Origin of the sequence: Flavisolibacter ginsenosidimutans, from assembly GCF_007970805.1 — a bacterium.
GTDB lineage: Bacteria > Bacteroidota > Bacteroidia > Chitinophagales > Chitinophagaceae > Flavisolibacter > Flavisolibacter ginsenosidimutans.
In genome coordinates this window covers 3311620-3329747 of sequence record NZ_CP042433.1, presented here as the reverse complement: position 1 = coordinate 3329747, position 18128 = coordinate 3311620, and the positions used below count along the sequence as shown (strand labels likewise).

Here is an 18128-nt window from a genome sequence, read left to right as displayed (position 1 = left end):
AAAGGAAAAGCAATTGTGGAAAAATCTTTCACAGGTAGGAAAAAGCCCTTAGCCTTGCGCTTCTTCGGTACCTGAATCTCTTGCCAAACGGCAACCTTCACTGCAAGCTCTTGGTTCAATCCCCTATTTTTACGGCACAAGAAAGCGAACCCGTGGCCGATAGAATCAGTCTCCTTCCCGATCACATTGCCAACCAGATTGCTGCCGGCGAAGTCATTCAGCGTCCCGCCAGCGCCGTAAAAGAGTTGTTGGAAAACGCCGTTGACGCCGGTGCAACGGAAATCAAATTGTTTGTGAACGATGCGGGCAAAACCCTGTTGCAGGTGGTGGACAACGGCGCGGGCATGAGCGAAACCGATGCACGCATGGCTTTTGAGCGGCACGCTACCTCCAAGATCAAAAACATTGACGACCTTTTTCACATTCGCACCATGGGTTTTCGCGGCGAAGCCCTGGCTTCCATCGCCGCTGTTGCGCAAGTGGAATTGCGTACACGAAGAGCCGAAGACGAAGTAGGCACCTGTATTGAAATTGAAAACAGCCTTGTCAAAAAACAATCCCCGGTTGCTTCGCCCGCGGGCACCAGCATTTGCATGAAGAATCTTTTCTTCAACGTGCCGGCACGCCGCAATTTTTTAAAAAGCAATACGGCCGAACTGCGGCACGTGGTGGACGAGTTCATTCGTGTGGCTTTGGCTTTCCCGGGCATTTTCTTTTCGCTTACCAGCAATGGCCAACAGGTTTTTTATTTGGAAGCCGGCAATCTTAAGCAACGCATCCTGCAAATTCTGGGGAGCAATTACAACGCAAAACTTGTTTCGGTAAAAGAAGACACGGATTACCTGAACATTTACGGCTTTGTGGGCAAGCCCGAAACGGCGAAGAAGACAAGAGGCGATCAATACTTTTTTGTGAACAACCGTTTCATTCGCAGTGCTTATTTGAACCATGCTGTCATGAGCGCCTACCAGGCTATGATTGGCGCGGATGCTTTCCCGGCCTACGTTCTGTTCATTGACCTGGACCCGACGCAAGTGGATGTAAACGTTCATCCTACCAAACAGGAAATAAAATTCGAAGACGAAAAAATCATTTATGCTTTTGTGCAGGCCGCGGTAAAACACGCACTGGCGCAATTCAGCATTACACCCACGCTCGATTTTGAATTAGACGCTTCCATTCAAAGCCTCGAATCCGTTCAAAAACCATTCACGCAAGACAAGCAAGCCGCTACAAAAAGCGGTTCTATCTTTCAAACCTTTACCGAAGCGGCACAGGCGCACCGGATAGAAAGCAACCGGCAGTGGACAATCGGCAACGGGCAAAACGAAAGTTCGGGTTTTGTATCGCTAACAAAACAGTTGTTGCAGTTGGACGAAGCAATGAGCAAGCAGCCTGCGATTGAAGCGGCACAACTCACTACTCATGATTTATCACTTACGTTCTCCGGCTTCTCGCAACTCTTCAACACTTACGTTCTTGCTTCCGCCGACGATAAATTTTTACTCGTTCATCAACAGACCGCACACGAAAGAATTATTTATGAAAAGTTGTCATCGGCTATAGAGGGAAAGGCCATTGCCACACAACGCAGCTTGTTTCCGGCAACGGTTGAACTGACTCCTGCCGATGCGGTTTTGCTCAGCAGCTTGCTGCCCGATTTGCAGCAACTGGGTTATACCGTTGAGCCTTTTGGTAAAACCGCTTTCGTTGTTCAGGGCACACCGGCCGATGTGGACGCAGGCAATGAAAAAGCGGCACTCGAAAAAATGCTGGAGCAGTACAAGCACTTTAACCTTGAAGCCAAATTGCCCAAACGCGAAATGCTTTTGCGCACACTGGCATGGCAACAGGCCGTGAAGCCCGGCGCCTCGCTCACGGAAAAAGAAATGGAAACCTTGATGACAGATCTGTTCAATTGCAAACAACCCAGTGCCTCTCCATCGGGGCGACCAACGTATGTCGAATTCAGGAAAGAGCAGTTAGAAAAGATGTTTGGAAGATAGCTCAATTGTTCTCCCGTATTCCTTCGATGAATTTTTCCACGGCTCTTCGCACGTCTGTTGCCGAACCGTTGTGGTTATTTACTTGCACGGAGAAGATTAAGTCTTTTCCTTTTTTGGTGGTAAGAAAACCACTCAGCGCAACGACGCCGGAAAGCGACCCGGTTTTGGCGTAAAGAAAGCCTTTCTCTTTTGGGTAATAATTGCTCAATGTGCCTTCGCCGCCGGTGGCAAGAATATTTTTGATGCGCGGCATTCCAAACTCGTTTTTCATTTTGTTGAGAATGAAAACAAAGTCTTGTGGCGTAAACAAGTTGTAGCGGCTAAGTCCCGAACCGTCCACCCAGCGGGGCTTTTGCGGGAGGTCTTTGAAATCGGTTTTGAGAAGTGTGTCGATGATTTTTTCATCGTTCATGTAACCCAGTAATTCATTGCTGACCATTAAAAGCGATTGTTCGGCAAAGAAATTATCGGAACGGTGCATCATCGGGCGAAGGAGAGAGTCGGTGGGTTGGGAGTGAAACTTATTATACTTGATTTGCAAATAGGGGCCATGATAATACATCAGGAAGTTTTTTCTCAATTTCCAGATTGTATCGAGCAATAGAATTTCTTCAACGTTTGCATTGTCTGCACCGGTGAATGGAATTTGTTTTCGAAGAAATGGGGTCGAGGTTTTCTGAACGATAAAATTGTCTGTGCTTTTCAACCTGGTAATGTCAATGTTTTTTCCGTAGCCACTAGAACTACTCGGAAAAAAATTAGATGATTTAAAATAGGCGGGTATAACATTCAAGCTATCTCCGTACATCGTAAAGGTTACCAAGTTTCCGTATATCGGCATGGGACTTCGTTCGGCCATATAGGGCTCCGCATAATCGTTCCAAGACCATCCGCTACCAAACCTTTTGAACTGAACATTGTCTGGAATTTCATAAGATACTTTCTTCTTTGTCGTAAGGAGGAGTTTGAAAAGCAGTTGTTTACTGAAGTCAGGATGTAGAAATGTAGGGTCAGCGTTTGGTTTAAGATAAACTGTGTCGTCGCTTTCTCTTATATACCAACCCACCAAACTATCTCCCAAATACTTCATCGCCGCATAACACGTCGGAATCTTTGTATTGCTTGCCGGTACAAAATATTTATCGCCTTGATAATTGAACCAATACTTGCCCGTTGCCGGTTCGTACACGCTAATGCCCACGTGTGCCGTCTTCAAAGCTTCGCTGCTCAGCACATCTTCCCGCGCCGACTTCTCAAGTTTACTCGCTGTACCGCACCCCGAAAGAAAAAAAACGTTGACCGCAATAAAAAGGGGAATAATATTTCGCATAAGCAAATAACGAATATAAATATCTACCTTTAAAGTACTCCTTCGCTTTATCCTTTGCCGATCCACAGCAGCCTTTGAATTTTCACCGTTAAATAAACGATTATGAAAATTCTATCCACTCTTCTTCTCGTTTGCCTGCTGTCAGCTAGTATGCACACAAAGGCACAGTCCACGGCTTCCATCTTCCTGAAATTTGTCGATCAATCCGGCACACCCATTCCCGGGGAGTCGGCATCCACTGTCTATCCAAACAGCACCGAGGGCCTTTCTTTCTCGCAGGGGAGCGAAGCTTGCGCAACAGGCTCGGGATGTCCTGTTGTCACAAGTCCTTTGAACTTTATGATTTTCCTTGACAAATCAGTCAACCCACTCCGGCGGGTGATGTACAACGGGCAAACGCTTCAGTCGGTTGATGTTTACTTCCGAAAACCGGGCGCCACGTTTGACTACCTAAAAATCCACATTGAACAGGTGAAACTCTTAAGTATTCAGGAAAGCGGTACAGGAACGGAATCTAATGCAGTTAGCCTGAGCCTCGCTCCCCAACGCATCGGCTGGACCTATACGCCGCAACTCTCCGGAGGTGCTCCCGGAACACCGGTCAAATTTGGCTGGGATATTCAAAGCAATGTTGAATGGTTCTCGTTCTGATTCTTTTCTAAAACCAATTTTATGCGCCGCCTGTATTTATTTGCCGTTGGCTGTTTGCTGTTGTTGACAGGCTATGGCCAGTTTAAAAGTCCCGTGCTTTTTTATAGACCTACGCACCTAAAAGACAGCCTTGTTAAAAAGATGCAGCTCCCCAAAATCATTCAGCCCGTTAGTTTGGGAAGAATGCAGAAAACAACCGACAACTGCACGGCCGTTTGCACGCCGCTACCGGTAAAATGGCTGGACATTAAAGGGGAACGGCTCAACGATTCTACTGCTCTTATAAAATGGGAAACAGCCAATGAGATAAATAATAAAGGCTTCGACGTGGAGCGGTCCTTTGGCAACGCAAGCAATTTTGGTAAGGCTGGCTATGTGCAATCTTCTGTTGGTACAACGGCTTCGGCCCGCTACCAGTTCCGCGACCGGAATGATTTTACCGGCATCTCTTATTACCGCCTGAAGCAGATAGACGCAGACGGAAAATATTCCTATTCAAAAATAGTGGCGGTGAAAGGGTACAGAAAGGAAGAATTTGCAAGCGTGTATCCCAATCCTGCACAAGCGGAACTACAGTTGTTGCTGAATCTATCCAAAGGCGGAACGACCGTTCTTTTTCTTTATGACGTTAACGGTCACTTGCTACAGCAAAAGCAAACCGTATTTACAACCGGTGCCGTTCTTTTCGCCTGGAACGTTCGTACGCTTGCAAGCGGCACTTACCTGATCCGGATTTTTACGCCTTCCGAAAATTTTTTATCAGCCAAGTTTCTCAAAAACTAAGCAGTTTTCACATTCTTCTTGCGTATTAAAAAAACCTTGTAACGCTTTGTTGGCTTGCGGGCTGGCCGGATTCTGTAAATTAGCAACCTAAAAATTACAACACACATGAATGCTTTTTTAAAAGTGCTAACGGTTGGTGCGGTGGCCACGGCGGCTTTCGCTTTCAACGACAAAAAGCCCAAGTACATTGATCCCGCCAACATGGACCTGAGCGTAAAGCCGGGCGATAATTTTTACCTCTACGCCAACGGCGGCTGGATCAAGAAAAACCCCATTCCCGCTTCCAAAACCCGCTGGGGTTCGTTTGATGTGCTGCGCGAAGAAAGCAGCCAACGCCTACAAGCACTTTTGCAAGATGCGCAAAAGAACACGGGCAAGGACCGCGCTACGCAAATGATCGGCGACTTCTACCGCAGTGGTATGGACTCTGCCGCCATTGAAGCCCGCGGCTACACGCCGATCAAAGCCGACCTGGATCACTTGGCTGCGCTCAACAACAAGCAACAAGTAATTGACGAAATTGCCACCATGCGTACCAAAGGTTTGGGCTCTCCGCTCTTTGGCATGTTCATCGGGCAAGACCGTAAAAATGTAAATCTTTACATCCCGCAACTCGGACAAGGCGGCACCACACTTCCCGACCGCGATTATTACCTGAAAGACGATGCAAGAAGCACGGCTATTCGCAAAGCCTATCGCGATCACGTGGAAAGAATGTTCTCACTCATCGGAGAAAACGCTGCCAATGCGGCTTACAGTGCCGATGCCATTCTGCGCATTGAAACAGCGCTGGCCAAAGCGCAAATGAGCCGTGTGGAAATGCGTGATCCTTATAAAACCTATAACAAGTTTTCGGTTAAAGACCTGAACAACCTGACACCGGGACTGAACTGGAGCAGCCTGTTTCCGCTAATGAAAGTGAACGGCGTGGACAGCGTGCTGGTTGGCAATCCTGCCTTTTTGAAAACCGCCGACGTGTTGATTACAGCGCTTCCCTTGCAAGATTGGAAAACCTATTTGCGTTGGAATGTTTTGAAAGGAGCCGCGCCTTACTTGAGCAGCGCTTTCGTGAACGAGAATTTCAAGCTGAGCCAGGTACTTACCGGTCAAAAAGAACAAACACCTCGCTGGCAGCGCATGAGCGGTTTGATTGACAACACCCTTGGCGACCTGCTCGGTCAACTTTACGTGCAGAAATATTTTAAAGGCGAAGCCAAAACGCGGATGCAGGAAATGGTGAACAACCTGCAACAAACCTTTGCCGAACGCATTCAGCGATTGGATTGGATGAGTGAAGCCACCAAGCAACGGGCCTTGCAAAAGCTGAACGCTTTCACCAAAAAAATCGCCTATCCTGATAAATGGAAAGACTACCAGGGCATAACCATCAACGGGGCTGATTTTGTTTCGAACCTGCGCAGCAGCGCTACGTGGAGCTATGACTACATGGTAAACCGTTTGGGTAAACCCGTTGACCGCACCGAGTGGGGCATGACACCGCCGACCATTAACGCTTATTACAACCCGGTAAACAATGAGATTGCTTTCCCCGCCGGTATTCTTCAGTTCCCCTTCTTTGATTTTGGTGCCGACGACGCTATCATCTATGGCGGCATCGGTTCGGTAATTGGCCACGAGATGACACACGGTTTTGACGACCAGGGCGCACAATACGGTGCCAGCGGCAACCTTGATAATTGGTGGACGAAAGAAGACGAAGCAAAGTTCAAAGCAAAAACACAACAAGTGGTGAATCAATACAACGCTTACACTGTGTTGGATACGATTCACGTTAATGGCAGACTGACGCTGGGTGAAAACCTTGCCGACATCGGCGGCTTGAGCATTGCTTACGAAGCCTTCACCAAAACAAAACAGTTTAAGGAAGGCAAGAAGATTGACGGCTTCACACCACAGCAACGCTTCTTCTTAAGCTGGGCGCAAATCTGGCGCAACAACACCGTGCCTGAAACAGCATCTCAATTAATTTTGACCGACCCGCATTCTCCCGGCGAATACCGTGCAAACGGCGCTGTCGTAAACAACGACGCCTGGTACGAAGCCTTCAACGTGCAGGCGGGCGACAAACTTTATGTTGCACCGGAGAAACGCATCAAAGTTTGGTAAGACTATAATTGTGTAACAAGCAGAAAAAACTCAATCAGAAATCCTGATTGAGTTTTTTTATGAACCGGCCCCTTTGCTACTATTGAATTTTTGTTGCGACGCTCCGTTTTGAGGTTCGGTAATTCTATTGAACAAGGAGTTAACAGCTTTTCTTCTTTCAATCTTTTCTACGGTTCGGTTCATAAATACCTCGCTATGCTTGGTGCTGTTAGAATTATCACCGGCGATAAATACACGTGCACAATACTGCATAGTGAACAAGGCGCACAAGTGTGCGACGCAACGACTGCTGAACAGAATTACCAAAGCCGGTAACAAAAAACAGCAAACAAATATTTTATTAGAGCACTACGCCGTTGGAAAGCCTTACGTGGCTGCGGCCCTGGCAGTCGCGTTGCGAAGCACAGGAGGAAAGCGAAAGAATCAATACGGTTACGAGGCCTGCAAGGAGAAGAATCCGTTTCATGTGTACGTAATTTTTAAACTGGTTAGTAACTGGCTTTAAAAAGGACTGGAGTAGAAACGGTTCATCAACAGAATTTGAATTGGTGCGCTCACAAAACGCAAACACGGTGCCTCTATTGCACCGACAAAAATAAAACGCGGTTTCCGCGGCCGCAATCGGAAATTTACGAGGGCTGGAACATTGCGTAGTTCCCGCAAAAAATAGTTGCGGCTGTTGAACGATAAGAGTATTTTTAAGAACAGCAATTTTAAATCAAAACCTAACGATCATGAAACAAATCCTCTTTCCCGCACTTGCTTCCGCATTCTTTTTAACAGCTTGCGGCAACGCCAAAGTAAAAGACGCACACAAAAACGAAGACGGCACCACCACTACGACAACCTACGACATGAACAACCTCAAAAAAATGCAGGAAGGCACCGATGAAATGACGAAGAAAACGGAGGAATTAAAAAAGCTAAAACCGCTTAGTCTTGACCAATTAAAAGCCTTGCTGCCCGAAACGCTGAACGGCATCAAACGCACCAATTACAACGCCAACAGCGCCGCAGGTTATGCCGTGGTTGAAGGCGACTATAAAAAAGACGACACAACGGATTTAAAAGTGATGATTTACGATTGTGCGGGCGAAGCCGGTGCAGGCATGTACACACTTACGTATTGGAGCGCCATGAACGTTCAGCAGGAGAGTGAAAAAGAATACACCAAGACCGTTGATTTCAAAGGTGGCAAGGCCGTTGAAAATTACAAGAAAGACCAAAAGGAATCTTCGCTGATGTACTTTGCGAACGACCGTCTGCTGGTTTCACTCAATGGCCGCAACATGGAACCTTCGGCTTTGAAAGAAGCGGCGCAAAACCTTGACCTGAAGTTGTAAAGTAGATATCGGGATATTTAGATACTGCGATATTGTTAGTAACGAAATATCTGAATATCGCAGTACCTAAATATCCTTTCTCACTTAATCACGCCGAGTTTTTTTCCAATTTTTGTAAACGCAGCTATGGCGCGGTCCAAATGTTCGGGCTCGTGCGCCGCACTGATTTGCACACGAATTCTCGCTTGCCCCTTCGGTACCACGGGAAAGAAAAAGCCAATTACGTAAATGCCTTCGTGCAAAAGTGCGTCGGCGAATTTTGCGGCAACGACGGCATCGTACAGCATGATGGGCACAATGGCATGTGTACCGGGTTTGATGTCGAAGCCGGCGGCCGTCATCTGTTCGCGGAAGTGTGTGATGTTTCTTTCGAGCTTGTCTCTTAACTCCGTTGTTTCGCTCAGCATGTTCAACACCGCGATGGATGCGCCGGTGATGGATGGCGCAAGCGTATTGGAAAACAAATAAGGGCGGCTGCGCTGGCGAAGGATGTCAATGATTTCTTTTCGTCCGCTGGTAAAGCCGCCGCTGGCGCCACCCAGCGCTTTGCCCAAGGTTCCGGTGATGATGTCAATGCGGCCCATTACACCACAATGTTCGTGCGTGCCTCTGCCGGTTTTTCCCATAAAGCCCGAGGCGTGGCTTTCATCCACCATCACAATCGCGTCGTATTTGTCGGCGAGGTCGCAAATCACATCAAGTTGCGCTATGGTTCCGTCCATGCTGAACACGCCGTCGGTGACGATAACGCGGCTGCGCAAATGAGCGCTTTCTTTCAACTTTGCTTCCAAGTCATCCATGTTGTTGTGCTCGTAGCGGTAGCGTTGCGCTTTGCAAAGCCGCACGCCGTCAATGATGGAAGCGTGGTTCAGTGCATCGGAAATGATGGCATCCTGTTCGTTGAACAGCGGTTCAAACACGCCGCCGTTAGCATCAAAAGCAGCGGCGTATAAAATCGTGTCTTCTGTTCCTAAAAATTCCGCAAGCTTTTCTTCGAGTTCTTTGTGAATGTCAAGCGTGCCGCAAATAAAACGTACGGAGCTCATGCCGTAGCCCCGGCTGTCGAGGTATTTGTGTGCGGCTTCGATGGTTTTCGGGTGCGAGGAAAGGCCGAGGTAATTGTTGGCGCAAAAGTTCAAAACTTTTTTGCCGTTCACGGTTATTTCGGCACCCTGTGGCGAGGTGATGATGCGTTCATTTTTATAAAGGCCGGAGGTTTTTATTTCGTCTATTTCGGTGCGAAGGCGGCCAACAAATTTTTCGTTCATACAAGCATGGTTTGAAGCGGCGAAGATAGGGAGAGGAGACAGGAGACAGAATACAGGAGTCAGGAGGAAGAATGCAGAATATTCAACAGAAGACAAAATCGAAATGAACAACTCACGCCAAACAGAAAAGTCTTGGCGATAAAATATTTTCTCCTCTCTCCTGACTCCCGACTCCTGTATTCTGTCTCCTTATCTTCGCCGCCCTTATGAACCTCCAGAATACACCGCTCCAAAGCCTCATCGTTCACTTTGTAGGCAACAAGAACAACGCCGGCCCTTTGCACCTTTCGCAAAAGACGCTTGAATTGAGTGACGATTTGAAAATGATTTTAGGTGATAGTTTCTTGTCGCGGTTCAAGAACAATTTTGAATGGCACCAGTTCAGCCACGAATCATCCTTGCAGTTTAATGAAGCTTACAATTATTGCAAACAAATATTTAGCGATGCCGATTTGTTTGAAGAAGTTTCGCAAGCCATTGCCAAGCATTTGTACAACCAGTCAACGCATCCCAAAGTAAAAGGCGGCGAATTGTACGTGGCTTACTTTGATGCGCTTCCGGTTGAAAGCCGCATGTGCAAAGCCATCGGGTTATTTAAGACCGAAAACAAAACGCTGTTCTTGGAAGCTGACCAAACAGATGCAAACATCGGCGTACAATTAAAGGAAGGTATTGAACTAACAAAGATTGACAAGGGTTGTTTGATCATTAATCAAAAAGAAGACGAAGGCTTTGATGTGCTGCTTTTCGACAATCAGAACCGCGGCGAAGAAGCGCAGTATTGGAAAGAAAAGTTTCTCTCGCTTTCGCCGCAGAAAAACGAGTTTCACAACACGCAGCACCTTTTAAATCTTACCAAGCAATTCATTACCGGCCCGCTGGAAACGGAGATGCACATTGGTAAAAATGAACAGGTGAACCTGCTGCACAAAAGCATTGATTATTTTAAAACCAACGAGAGCTTTGACATTGACGATTTTCAGGCGAAGGTGTTTATTGAAGACGACCGCATTGATGCCTTCCGCAACTTTGGTTCGCGTTACGTGGAGAACAATGATTTTGATTTGGCCGCTCAATTCGACATCTCACCCGAGGCGGTGAAAAAACAAAGCCGCATTTTTAAAAGCGTGATCAAACTTGACCGCAACTTTCATATTTACGTGCACGGCCGCACGGACCTCATTGAAAAAGGCGTTGACCTTGACGGAAGAAAATACTACAAGATTTTTTACCAGGATGAAGCTTAAAACGGTAAATCGTTTTCGCTGTCAATCGGGCCCTCGTCTGTAAACGGCGGCGCATCGTGGTCGAAGGTTGTTCCGCCGGCGGCTTCCACTTTCCAGGCTTTTACGTCGGTGTACCAGCGTCCGTTGTACTCCCGGCTTTCCACATCGAAATCAATCTTCAGCGTATTGCCTACCTGCAACACTTTTTCGTCGGCCTTGTCGCCCCAAATGGAAATGCAAACTTTCTTTGGGTATTGACCTTCCGTCTCTACAACAATGTCTTGTTTTTTCCACGGGCCGTTTTTTCCCTGTCCGGTTTGAAGTGGTAAAAGCTGAACGAGTTTTGCGGTAAGTTGCATGGGCGCAAAGTAAGTAAATACAGGTTTACTTGTTCACCTGTTCACGTGTTTACTTGTTCTTGCTTACGCCTGTGCCCTTCTTGCAACGCATCTGCGCACATTACGCTCAACAAGCGAACAGGTAAACACGTGAACAGGTGAACTTTTTTCACCCTCCTGTAACATTTCGCTAACTACCTTCGTCATATCCCAAAACCAGCGCCATGAAAAAGGCCAACGCTACACACAAAGCTTTGTTTGGATTAACCCTGCTGTTTGTGCTGATTGCTGCATTTTCGTTTGCGGCTTTTCGCGAGACGCAATCGCTTTGCAGCGTTTCCAAAAAATGCTGCCAGATGGCTCCGCAAAAACACCGCGGCGGCCAAATGCTTTGGGACGATTTCTCCCGTCATTTTCTCTCCTTTGTTTCGCTCCGGTAAATTCTTTTTTCTTTGCTGTAACTTTCCGTTTGCTTCCTCGTATTACAGAAGTATTTGGCGGCTGCCAACTGTATTATGACCGAAAAAGAATACAACGACTGTGTGAATTTGTATGCGGACAACGTGTACCGGTTCATTGTGAAAAATCTTCGTCACGAAGAAGATGCCCGCGACGTGGTGCAAACCGCGTTTGAAAAGTTGTGGCGCAACAGAGAGGAAATAGACAACAGCAAATGCAAAGCTTACCTTTTTACCGTAGCCTACAATAGCATGATTGATCACCTGCGCAAAGTAAAGCGGCTGCACCTGAAAGAAGAATTTGGCGAAGACACAAAAGTTTCGCACCGGCACGTTGATAACGCAAGAGAAATATTGGAAAAAGCCCTGGCGCGGCTGAGCGAAACGCAGCGTTCGCTGGTGATGCTGAAAGATTACGAAGGTTACAGCTACGAAGAGATTGGCCGCATCATGAACCTGAACGAAAGCCAGGTGAAGGTTTACCTGCACCGGGCACGCCTGCAATTAAAAAGCTATTTGGTAAAAATGGAAAATGTCATTTAACCCAGCCGATATGATCAGCCTAAGTAATTACGAAGAGTACTTTATCCTTTATATGGATAACGAGCTGGATGCGGCGGGAAAGGCGATGGTTGAAACTTTTGTTGCGCAGCATCCGCATCTGGAAGAAGAATTTGAGATCTTGCTGAGCACAAAATTGCCGGTTGACAATTTATCATTTACAGGCAAAGAAGAATTGCTTTCCTCCTCAATGAAGCTGAACGCGGTGGACGAAAACCTTTTGCTTTACATAGACGATGAATTGCCAAAGGCTGAAAGAAAAATTGTTGAAGAGAAGATAAAGGCCGATAAGGATTTCGCCTTGCAACATTCGTTGCTGCTGCAAACAAAACTGGACGGCAAGGAAACCGTTTCTTATCCAAACAAAAAAGAATTGTACCGGCACGAAAGAAAGGTTGTGCCTTTTGGAACGTGGATGCGGATTGCCGCAGCGGTTGTGGTGTTGTTGTTCGGTACGTTGTTCTATTTGCGCACTGGCGAAAAATCATTGCCCGGTAACAACGGTAGTGTGGTGGCTAAGCTTCCAACAAAGATTACAAAACCGACGATAAAGCAAGAAACAACGCCGGTTGCGAAGGATGTTAATCAAAACAATAATCCTTTGAAAGAAAACCTGGTGATGCGGCCAACAGATTCTCACCTTCCAGGAAAACAAGAACCGTCCATTTTGAAAAGCGAAAACAACGATCAACAGACAGCGGCTTTGATGAATGGGCATGAATCGGTTGACAGGCGAAATGAGATCAGTCCCCTCAGCACAAGCCGTTTTGTTTCGGAACAAAATATTGGCGATGCCGTTGCTCTTAACGAATCTGTCACACATACACCTGTAACATCCGCTCTTCCTGTGCGTAACACAGATGAAGACGCCGGCGAACCTGCAGTAACCGACGGCGATTTCAAAGACACAAGAAAAACGCCGGCACGAGGCTTCTTTCGGAAGGTGTCACGGTTCATCGAACGCAAAGCGGGCATCGGCACAGCCAACGCCGACAACGAACTGCTGATTGGTTCGGTGGCTTTAAAACTCAAATAATCAACAAAGAAATTTTGGTATGAAAACAATTTTACTTGCAGCCCTTTTTGCGGGCTCCACGCTAACTTCTTTTGCCCAATCGGACAGTACCGGCGCAAAGACCGACACCGTTCGCATTGGCGGCATGATCATCATTAAAAAACCGGGTAAGGACGGCAACGAAAGCCGCGAGGTAACCATTACCAGCCATCGGCGAAACCAACTTTCCAACGTAAGCACCAACTGGTTCATTTTCGACCTGGGCTTTGCCAATTACAACGACAACACGAATTATGCTGCGGCGCAGCAAAGCGGCTTTGTAACCTCCGGCATCGGCAAAGACCAGTTAAACTTGCGCACAGGCAAATCGGTGAACGTAAACATTTGGGTGTTCATGCAGAAGCTGAATTTGGTAAAGCATTACGTCAATTTGAAGTACGGCCTGGGTGTGGAGTTGAACAATTATCGCTTCGATGACGAACGGGTGCGCTTCAGTAAAAATCCAACCGTCATCAGTTTTGATCCAACGCTGGACAAAGCCAGTAAAAACAAGCTGGCTGCCGATTACGTGACCGCGCCGTTGATGCTGAATTTTAATTTCGCACCCCGGCGTCACAACAGCTTTGGCTTTAGCGCGGGCATCAGTGCCGGTTATTTGTACAGTGCCCGGCAAAAGATTAAGGACGACGGTCACAAGACCAAGCTTCACGATGACTTTAACCTCGAAAAATTCAAGCTCTCCTACGTTGCGGAACTAACCCTTGGTCCCGTACGCCTTTACGGTTCGATGGCTACAAAAAGCATGTGGGAAAAAGGCCTTGACCAAACGCCGTACAACATCGGCATCCGCTTCAGTCACTTCTAAACTCAAAGGCAAAAATAAAAAACGGGAAAGCCGCTGAATGGTAACAGCGTTTCGCTTTTTACTTTTGCCTTTTGAATTTTTACTTTCTCCTGTTTTCGTAATCTTTCCAGCATCGAACGGTAACAAGTACCCGATTTTTAAAATCTTCGTCTCCTCTTTTTCTGCTTTCGCCGAATCTTGCTTAGACTTGTGAAAGACTGGCGCTGTTTTTTCGGAAGGCATCGGCAAGAATTCACACTGGCCCAAAGAGCCAAGGGGCAAGGGTTTGCGGAGATTCGTTAAAAGTTTTTCACGCAAAAAATAAAACCCGGTCCTTAGCCGTTTCAATGCTGATAACCTTATAAAGACTTACTGGAAACATGAAAACCACCATTCTTTTAACCACCTGCCTTTTTGCTGCGGGAGGCATGATGTTGAAAAAGCCATTGGCCATTGAAAATACGGCCGCAACCAATTTGGCCAACACGCACTTTACGCACAAACGCTTTTCCACCAAGCCGCAGTCGCCCATGTACATTGTGATTGACAAACGCAAGTACGAGTTAAGCGTGTACGATTCGAAGGGCTGGTACGCTACCTACCCGGTGGTCTTTGGCAACAAATCGCTGGAGGACAAAAAAATGGAAGGCGACCGCAATACGCCGGAAGGAAGCTTTCACATCAATCAAAAAAATGTCCATTCCAAGTGGGACCGCTATATGGGGCTTGATTATCCCACGAGAGAAAGCATCGATAAATTCAATGCCCGCAAACAGCGCGGCGAAATTCCTTCGTGGGCAAAACCCGGCGGCGGCGTGGGCATACACGGCACCTGGCCGGGGGAAGATTACGTAATTGACCGTTTTGAAAACTGGACCAACGGCTGCATCTCGTTAAAAAGAAACGACGTGGAAGATTTGTACAGCTATGTTCCGGTTGGTACGCCGGTGACGATAAGAAAGTGAGACGTGAGACGATAAACGTGAGACTGAAGAAAGTTTTTGAACCGGCCTGTCGTTATGATAGGCTGTTTTGTTTTTGCGCTCAAAAATTCTAATTGATTCAGTACTGCCGAGCTCACTATCACTGAACTTATAAATGCGATTATAAAAATATCCTCTGCCTAACAACTGGCTCTTTACTTAGAAAATCATTTATGCTTAAAAAGGTGTATGCCAAATCATTTGCTTTTAATTCCAGTTTAAAGTAGTATGAGTTACATAAATAAGTGGCCAAGCTTAAGAATAAATTCTTCTCTTTAAATTCCAATACATCTTGAGTGAACTCTTCTTGATTGAGACTTAAAATTTCACTCAAAATTGTTTCAGTTAATAATTCATCAGAAAAGGCAACTCCGTCAATAAACAAATCAGCCCAAGGCAAAATATCGTTTATGGCCTCCTTAAGGCTTGTCTCTTTTGAGAGATAAAAAAAATAATCAAAGCGATTAGAGTTCTCATCTTCATAGCGGTAGATTATCTCAACATGATTTTCGCAATTTTCATCAGTGAGCAACAATGTAATATGGTAATCATTCGAATTAGGTATGCCATCAATTTCTATATACAGAAACAAAGTTTCGCTTATTAATAACCTAATCTCTTCTATTGATGTTTGCAATTGCCATAACTTATATTCAGACCTGTTTTTAAAAAAACTAATGCTTTTCAACCGCTCCGCGTTTTCAATATCTACTAAATTCCTTTTAGAAATATTTACTTTAAAACCTTTGCCTGTAAAAAGAACTGTTGATTTATTGACTTCCTCCCAATAAGCTAAACGAGCTTCTTTATCATAGAGTATCAATATAACAGGTATTGAATGATTGATCCAATAGTATAAATGCTTTATCGAACCACGGAAAACAAAATGATTGTCGCTTTCCTCTTTAAAAAAACTCTTTCCGGATTTTATTTGAACACCAATCAATTTTCCTATTGGGATCCGATCTTTTAGATTTAAACTTATTCTTGTTATCTCGACGAATCCATCAATACCAAAATCATTTATTGGCTGTTCTCTAAAAATCCAACCTAAATCTTCAGTGAAAATTTTTGCGACTGAATAAACACCTATTCTCTCTTCACTGCTATAAACCATTATCAGTTTTTATGAAAATTACGCTTCAAACTTTTATTATGGTCTACGCAGACACAAACTATAAGTTCTAACGAACGAAACCAATTACTCCTCCATATCAATCTCGTAGCACTACTTTACAACTTCCCCTTCGCAATCTCCTCCACCACACCCGGATCAAGCAGCGTCGTCGTATCACCAAAATTGCTTTCGCCTTCCGCAATCTTGCGCAAAATCCTTCGCATGATTTTTCCGCTACGTGTTTTTGGCAGACCCGGTACAAACTGAATCTTATCCGGTTTTGCAATTGGCCCGATGATGCGGCTCACGGTTTGCAAAATATTCTTTCGCGTTTCTTCTTCGCTGCCGCGAATGTGGCTGCAAATAACATAGGCATAAATGCCTTGGCCTTTGATGTCGTGCGGATAACCAACAACGGCGCTTTCCACCACGTCGCTGTGCATGTTGATGGCGTTCTCCACTTCGGCAGTACCAATGCGGTGTCCGCTCACGTTCAGCACATCATCCACGCGGCCCGTGATCCGGTAGTTGCCTTCTTCATCACGCAGCGCACCATCGCCGGTGAAGTATAGATTTTCGTAAGCAGAAAAATAGGTCTGGCGGCAACGTTCATGATCGCCGTACGTCGTACGAAGAATAGAAGGCCAAGGCGCTTTAATGCACAAGTTGCCCGATGCGGGACTACCCTCAATTTCTTTTCCATTTTCATCTACTAAAACAGGCTGTACACCGGGCATGGGCAGCGTTGCCCACGAAGGTTTGGCCGGTGTAACTCCTGCAAGGTTTGTTATGAGAATGCCGCCGGTTTCGGTTTGCCACCAGGTATCAACGATCGGACATTTCTTCTTTCCAATGTGCTCGTCGTACCAATTCCAGGCTTCTTCGTTAATCGGTTCGCCAACGGTGCCCAGTACTTTCAGCGAGGACAAATCTTTTCCTTCCAGCGGCTTCAATCCAAAACCCATCAACGAACGAATGGCCGTTGGGGCGGTGTAAAGAATGTTGACTTTGTGCTTGTCAACGATGTCCCAAAAGCGGCCCGCATCGGGCCAGGTTGGGATGCCTTCAAACATGACTTCTGTTGCACCCGCGGCAAGCGGTCCGTAAACAATGTAACTGTGGCCCGTTATCCAACCAATGTCGGCGGTGCAAAAAAATACTTCGCCTCTTTTGTATTGAAAGGTGTTGACGAACGTATAAGCCGTCCAAACCATGTAGCCGCCGCAAGTGTGCACCACGCCTTTTGGCTTGCCGGTGCTTCCCGATGTGTATAAAATAAACAGCGGGTCTTCGGCATCCATTTCTTCGGCCGGAAAAGAAACCACACCTTCTTTTTCCACCTGTGTTTCGGCGTATTCCATTTCGTCTTCCCACCAAATGTCGCGGCCCTTGAACATTGAAACCGGTATTCTTGTTCTGGTGTACACTATTACCTTCTTCACCGTTTTGTTGCCAATCAACGCATCATCAATTACGTTCTTCAACGGTATCACTTTCTCGCCGCGAAAGGCACCGTCGGCAGTGATGATGAATTCAGCTTTCGCATCTTCCAATCTGTCCGCAATGCTTTGCGCTGAGAAGCCGCCAAAGACAACGGAATGAATAGCGCCAATTCTTGCACAACCTAAAACGGCGTAAACAAGTTCCGGCACCATGCCCATGTAAATGCAAACGCGGTCGCCTTTTTTCACGCCGTTGTTGCGCAGCATTTGCGCTACCTGGCAAACGCGTTTGTGCAGGCGATTGTATGTAACTACTCGTACTCTATCCTCGGGATTGTTTGGCTCCCAAATAATCGCGGGCTTGTCGCCCAACTCTTGCAGGTGCCGGTCAATGCAGTTTTCGGTAATGTTTAGTTTGCCGTTGATGAACCATTCTACTTTGGGCTCTTTGAAGTTCCACTCCAAAACCTTGTCCCAGCCTTTTCGCCACTGAAAGTCAGACGCAACGCCTGCCCAAAAACCTTCCGGGTCTTCTACACTTTTTTGATACGCGGTTTTATATTCTTCGAGCGATTGGATCTGATAAGGGTAAGCCATAGTTGATTTTTCGGAACGTAAACTTAGAAAAATCTCTTA

The 18128-nt window shown here is 46.3% G+C and carries 17 protein-coding genes; 11 read left to right on the top strand and 6 right to left on the bottom strand.

Annotated elements, in window-relative coordinates; translation table 11 throughout:
* Nucleotides 1–110: 110 nt before the first annotated feature.
* Nucleotides 111–2006: a DNA mismatch repair endonuclease MutL gene (mutL, locus tag FSB75_RS13890; RefSeq protein ID WP_227990586.1), complete on the top strand. Its 1896-nt coding sequence runs from the start codon at nucleotides 111–113 to the stop codon at nucleotides 2004–2006.
* A gap of 1 nt (nucleotide 2007) precedes the next feature.
* Here mutL and FSB75_RS13885 read toward each other — a convergent pair whose 3' ends face one another.
* The gene (locus FSB75_RS13885; RefSeq protein ID WP_146788685.1) at nucleotides 2008–3336 is read right to left on the bottom strand and encodes a D-alanyl-D-alanine carboxypeptidase; all 1329 of its coding nucleotides are present in this window, start codon (nucleotides 3334–3336) and stop codon (nucleotides 2008–2010) included.
* A gap of 102 nt (nucleotides 3337–3438) precedes the next feature.
* On the opposite strand from FSB75_RS13885, the gene FSB75_RS13880 reads away from it, so the two are divergent.
* The 3 genes from FSB75_RS13880 (at nucleotide 3439) to FSB75_RS13870 (ending at nucleotide 6897) form a co-directional block, all read left to right on the top strand.
* Complete coding sequence (locus FSB75_RS13880) at nucleotides 3439–3987, top strand: type VI secretion system tube protein Hcp (protein WP_146788682.1); 549 nt, start codon at nucleotides 3439–3441, stop codon at nucleotides 3985–3987.
* A 21-nt stretch (nucleotides 3988–4008) separates the two neighbouring features.
* The gene (locus FSB75_RS13875) at nucleotides 4009–4770 is read left to right on the top strand and encodes a T9SS type A sorting domain-containing protein (protein ID WP_146788679.1); all 762 of its coding nucleotides are present in this window, start codon (nucleotides 4009–4011) and stop codon (nucleotides 4768–4770) included.
* Nucleotides 4771–4875: 105 nt separating this feature from the next.
* The gene (locus tag FSB75_RS13870; protein WP_146788676.1) at nucleotides 4876–6897 is read left to right on the top strand and encodes a M13 family metallopeptidase; all 2022 of its coding nucleotides are present in this window, start codon (nucleotides 4876–4878) and stop codon (nucleotides 6895–6897) included.
* 340 nt (nucleotides 6898–7237) lie between these two features.
* Here FSB75_RS13870 and FSB75_RS22235 read toward each other — a convergent pair whose 3' ends face one another.
* A complete protein-coding gene (locus FSB75_RS22235; RefSeq protein ID WP_262711927.1) occupies nucleotides 7238–7363 on the bottom strand; it encodes a hypothetical protein in 126 nt (41 codons plus the stop codon).
* Nucleotides 7364–7631: 268 nt separating this feature from the next.
* Here FSB75_RS22235 and FSB75_RS13865 point away from each other — a divergent pair, with 268 nt between their 5' ends.
* Nucleotides 7632–8240 carry a hypothetical protein gene (locus FSB75_RS13865; protein WP_146788672.1) on the top strand — a complete coding sequence of 203 codons (609 nt, stop codon included), beginning with the start codon at nucleotides 7632–7634 and terminating at the stop codon, nucleotides 8238–8240.
* Between the two features lie 80 nt (nucleotides 8241–8320).
* On the opposite strand, the gene kbl is transcribed toward FSB75_RS13865, so the two are convergent.
* Nucleotides 8321–9508: a glycine C-acetyltransferase gene (gene kbl / locus FSB75_RS13860; RefSeq protein ID WP_146788669.1), complete on the bottom strand. Its 1188-nt coding sequence runs from the start codon at nucleotides 9506–9508 to the stop codon at nucleotides 8321–8323.
* Nucleotides 9509–9714: 206 nt separating this feature from the next.
* Between kbl and FSB75_RS13855 the strand changes: the two genes are divergently transcribed.
* Nucleotides 9715–10755 (top strand): nucleoid-associated protein, encoded by a 1041-nt coding sequence (locus tag FSB75_RS13855; RefSeq protein WP_146788666.1) that lies wholly within the window; start codon nucleotides 9715–9717, stop codon nucleotides 10753–10755.
* Here the strand turns inward: FSB75_RS13855 and FSB75_RS13850 are convergent.
* Nucleotides 10752–11093 carry a DUF3127 domain-containing protein gene (locus FSB75_RS13850; protein WP_146788664.1) on the bottom strand — a complete coding sequence of 114 codons (342 nt, stop codon included), beginning with the start codon at nucleotides 11091–11093 and terminating at the stop codon, nucleotides 10752–10754. The two genes, FSB75_RS13855 and FSB75_RS13850, sit on opposite strands and share 4 nt — an antisense overlap.
* A 203-nt stretch (nucleotides 11094–11296) precedes the next feature.
* Between FSB75_RS13850 and FSB75_RS13845 the strand changes: the two genes are divergently transcribed.
* The 5 genes from FSB75_RS13845 to FSB75_RS13825 all read left to right on the top strand — a co-directional run bounded on the left by FSB75_RS13845 (nucleotide 11297) and on the right by FSB75_RS13825 (nucleotide 14915).
* The gene (locus FSB75_RS13845; RefSeq protein WP_146788661.1) at nucleotides 11297–11512 is read left to right on the top strand and encodes a hypothetical protein; all 216 of its coding nucleotides are present in this window, start codon (nucleotides 11297–11299) and stop codon (nucleotides 11510–11512) included.
* 75 nt (nucleotides 11513–11587) lie between these two features.
* Entirely contained in the window at nucleotides 11588–12073 is a 486-nt protein-coding gene (locus tag FSB75_RS13840) for an RNA polymerase sigma factor (protein WP_146788658.1), read from the top strand.
* Nucleotides 12074–12083: 10 nt separating this feature from the next.
* The gene (locus tag FSB75_RS13835) at nucleotides 12084–13127 is read left to right on the top strand and encodes an anti-sigma factor (RefSeq protein WP_146788655.1); all 1044 of its coding nucleotides are present in this window, start codon (nucleotides 12084–12086) and stop codon (nucleotides 13125–13127) included.
* A 19-nt stretch (nucleotides 13128–13146) separates the two neighbouring features.
* Nucleotides 13147–13971: an outer membrane beta-barrel protein gene (locus FSB75_RS13830; RefSeq protein WP_146788652.1), complete on the top strand. Its 825-nt coding sequence runs from the start codon at nucleotides 13147–13149 to the stop codon at nucleotides 13969–13971.
* 359 nt (nucleotides 13972–14330) lie between these two features.
* The gene (locus FSB75_RS13825; RefSeq protein ID WP_146788649.1) at nucleotides 14331–14915 is read left to right on the top strand and encodes a L,D-transpeptidase family protein; all 585 of its coding nucleotides are present in this window, start codon (nucleotides 14331–14333) and stop codon (nucleotides 14913–14915) included.
* A 139-nt stretch (nucleotides 14916–15054) separates the two neighbouring features.
* Here FSB75_RS13825 and FSB75_RS13820 read toward each other — a convergent pair whose 3' ends face one another.
* Both FSB75_RS13820 and acs read right to left on the bottom strand, forming a co-directional pair.
* On the bottom strand, nucleotides 15055–16050 hold the full coding sequence (locus FSB75_RS13820) for a DUF4365 domain-containing protein (RefSeq protein ID WP_146788646.1): 996 nt from the start codon (nucleotides 16048–16050) through the stop codon (nucleotides 15055–15057).
* A 116-nt stretch (nucleotides 16051–16166) separates the two neighbouring features.
* The gene (gene acs / locus FSB75_RS13815) at nucleotides 16167–18089 is read right to left on the bottom strand and encodes an acetate--CoA ligase (RefSeq protein ID WP_146788643.1); all 1923 of its coding nucleotides are present in this window, start codon (nucleotides 18087–18089) and stop codon (nucleotides 16167–16169) included.
* Between the last annotated feature and the right edge of the window lie 39 nt (nucleotides 18090–18128).